The sequence below is a fragment of the Corallococcus llansteffanensis genome, from assembly GCF_003612055.1.
GTDB classification, from domain to species: Bacteria; Myxococcota; Myxococcia; order Myxococcales; family Myxococcaceae; genus Corallococcus; species Corallococcus llansteffanensis.
Map to the genome: position 1 here is coordinate 1 of NZ_RAWB01000788.1, position 3,585 is coordinate 3,585.

Below are 3,585 nucleotides of genomic sequence, written 5' to 3' on the forward strand. Positions count from 1 at the left end.
GTTGGTGGGGGCGGGCGTGGAGCAGGCGATGTTGTGGCGGTTGTACGCCGCGTAGATGGCCGTCATGTGCGGGGTGCCGTCCGCCAGGTTGCCGTTGTCGTCATCCGCGGCCAGCCACTGCATGTAGCCGTTGGTGGCGCCGCAGCCGTCGGACGTGCCGGCGGTGCAGTTGCAGGCGTGCCACGTGCCCACGTTGCCGGAGCCCTGGTAGAACAGCTTGTTGCCCAGCAGGAACGCGTCGTTGGAGGTGTAGTTGAAGGGCGCCGCGGTGAGGTCGCGCGTCACCAGGTCCCACGCGGCCTGACGCACGGGGGACGCCGCGCAGTGCACCTGCTTGCTGCACGGGCCGCTGCCGGAGCTGCACATCTGGCAGGTGAAGTTCTGCGGCGTGGCCGGGATGTTGGGCGCGCTCGCCGCCCAGTCCGCGTCACGCACGCCGGAGCAGCGCAGGTTGCACCACGACTTGCCGGTGACCTGCGACTCCTGCTGGTTGTAGCCCGTGCCGTCCGGCGTGAGGCCGCAGCCCGTGTTCGTCGTCTGGAAGAAGCCGTAGCCCACGCAGGACGTCTGCAGGCGCAGGATGGCCGCGATGTCCGCGTAGCCCTCGCTGGAGTTGGACAGCGAGCCGTTGGCGTCGAAGTTGTCCATGCCGTGGCCCCACTCGTGGTCGAACACGGCGCCAATCTCACCCGTGTTCCGGCACCCGCCGCCGCTCTTGTAGAAGTTCACCGTGCTGCCGTTCCAGAAGGCGTTGCAGGTGCTGGAGAGGTTGACGTTGGAGGTGAGCTGCCCGCCCAGCCAGGTGTTGGAGGGCAGCCAGCCGCGAGCGACCTCCTTGATCTTGTTCAGCTCGTAGAAGCTGGAGCGCGCCGCCGGGGTGTTGCCCGCGGAGGTGCCCGCGGGCACCGTGCAGTCGTGGTCGTTGTTCACGCCCGCCAGGTCGATGCTGCCCGTGGAGGAGCTGACGCTGATGGCGCCGCAGCTGTCGGCGATCTTCACGTACTTGCCGGCGAGCGTCGTGGTGACGGACCCGGCGCTGTAGTTGTAGATGCCCGCGCCGTCGGTGAAGTTGTTGGGCGAGGCGAAGTTGGTGTTCGCCCACGGCATGGGGGAGTTCGGCTGCATCGTGCCGCACGTCGTGTTCGCCGCGCACGTGCCGATGTTGGTGGACGGGTAGACGCCGCCCTTGAGCTGCGCGTCGAAGTAGTGGTTGTCGTCCTCCACGGCGAGCACCTCGCCGGAGTTCGCGTCCACCGTCACCTTCCAGCGCTCGTTCTCACCGGGGTTGGAGAAGCCGTAGCTCCACACCAGCGCGTGGCCGTAGCCCTGGCCGAACGCCGCGCCCGTGCGGGCGAAGGGGGTCACCTCCAGCGTGGGCTGCTGCCACAGGCTGGTGGGCGACAGCGTCTGGCCCAGGAACGTGCTGCCCGCGGTCAGCGCCTGCGACGCCGCCAGCGTGGGCTTCACGTCGATGGCCACGTTGGACCACGACTCCGCGCCCAGCAGGATGAGGTTGCCGTGGCTGATGGTCGCCGCCAGCCGGCCGTGGCGCACCGGCACGCCCCGCACCACCTGCGGGATGTGCACCTGCCACAGCGACTCCGTCACCGCCGTCACGCGCGGCGCGCCCAGCTGCATCAGGTCCACGCCGAGCGCGTCCTGGTTGTCCGCGATGAACTTGAAGACGAGCTCGCCCACCACCGCCTCGTCGATGCCGCCCACCGAGCGGCCCAGACCCTGGCGCACGTCGTTGAGCGTGATGTTGTTGCGGAAGCCGTCACCGGGCAGCAGCGGGAAGCTGCCCTGGATGCCCGTGGCCGTGCCGGTCAGCGGATCCAGGTACACCTGCACGTTGCCGCCATTGCGCGCAAGGAAGCTGCTCCACCGGTCCGCGCCCACGCGCGGCATCAGCGTGCGCGCCTTCTCCAGCGGCACGTTCTGGATGGGCAGGTACATGTCCGGCTTGAAGAACGCCTTCTTCGCCACCGCGCCCTGCTGCGCGGGCTGTGGGGGTTGGATCGCGAACGTCGTGGATGAGACCAGGAGTGCAAGACAACAGATTGCGGACCGCAGGGGGCGCATGCACGTCTCCTCGGATGATGCCGTCGGACGGGACCGACGGGCTCCGGGGCGGAGCGCTGTCTGCTTTAGTTCATGCGCTTTTTAAAAACGAATTGCGGCTATTCCTGATTAACGCCGAAATGGCGAAAACGGCGGATTTTCAAGGAGTTGGAGTGTTCACTGGCTGGATGTTCACTCCCGGAGTTTTCCTATCCGCTCGCAGTATTCCACCGGGAGCACTGCTCAGGGTTGGGGCCAGAGGCGGACGCGGTCGTCCTGGAGCAGCTTGCCATTGGCGGCGTCGGTGCTGCCGCTGGCCATGAAGCGGCGGGGCACGTCGCGCGTGGCGAGGACGGCGGCCTCCACCCACAGGAGCAGCAGCAGCCCCCCGAAAACCATCGGCAGGCCCCGGGCGACGGCCGCGTGGCGTCGGGCCAGCACCGTCAGCGGCAGCACCAGCAGGGGCACGAGGGCGGGGAACACCACGAGCATTCCGCGCGCGTAGCCGAAGAAGGCGAGGGTGACGAGCAGCCGGTGCAGCACCACCAGCGCGAGTAACTGGAACGGCGCGAACGCGGGCCGCAGGGACAGCAGCATCCCGGCGAGGAGCAGCGCGGCGAGCGGCCACTCGAGGAAGCCCGCGTCGGGGACGAACACGTCCACCGGTGCGCGTTCGCCCGCGAGCCCCCCGGGCACGTTGGACACGCCGAAGCCCAGGCGCAGGCCATCCAGCCACAGGTCCAGCTTGCGCCACAGGAGCCGGGCCGCGTCGCCGGGGGCGTCCGCCATCCAGCGCAGCCCTTCCGCGTAGCCGTGCAGGAGCAGGCGCCGGTGCTCGGGGCGCGAGGGCTCCAGTTGTCCGTTGAGCCCGCCCTGGTTGATGAGCGCGGGGGTGAAGCCGCCCGTGGCGCCCGCGTGGTTCGCCATCGCGAAGTTGAGCGGCCCGTACACGGTGACGGGCACCCACTCCGGCAGCGGCTCCAGCAGCGGGGCGCGCGCGTTCAGCTCCCGCATCGTGCCCAGGTTGCGCACCGCCCCGGGCACCAGGAGGAGCAGCGACACGCCCACCGCCGCGAGCCACCGGAGCGCCCAGGGCCTCGCTGCGGGCTTCAAAGGGCCCATGCGCGCGCGGGCCCGCCACGCGTAGAAGAGGAGGAAGGGCCACAGCCCCAGGTGCTCGGCGCGGGTGAGCGTGCCCAGGCCCATCACCCCTCCCAGCGCGAGGGCTGCGGGCCACGTCAGGGGGCCGGCCCGGAGCACGAGCGCGCAGGTGAAACACAGCCACAGCGCGGACAGTGTTTCATTGCTGTACGTGGTGGACAGCACCAGCCACCCGAAGCTCGCGGCGTACAGGCCCGCGGCCACGAAGCTCCACGTCCAGCCCAGCAGCGGGCGCCACCACGCCTGACACCAGGCCACCGTGGCCGAGCCCAGGACGGCGAGCACAAGCTTGTACGGCAGCGCGCTGCCCCGGGGTTCGCCCAGGAGGCGGTACAGCGCGCCGAGCAGGGTGGGGAACAGGGG

At 69.8% G+C, this 3,585-nt stretch carries 1 protein-coding gene and 1 pseudogene; both read right to left on the reverse strand.

What is annotated here, in order from left to right:
- Positions 1-2,082, reverse strand: a pseudogene (locus D7V93_RS40175) (endopeptidase); the annotation flags it as partial.
- Positions 2,083-2,304: 222 nt separating this feature from the next.
- Positions 2,305-3,585: hypothetical protein (locus D7V93_RS40180; RefSeq protein ID WP_120648313.1), on the reverse strand; the 1,281-nt coding region annotated here is incomplete at its 5' end.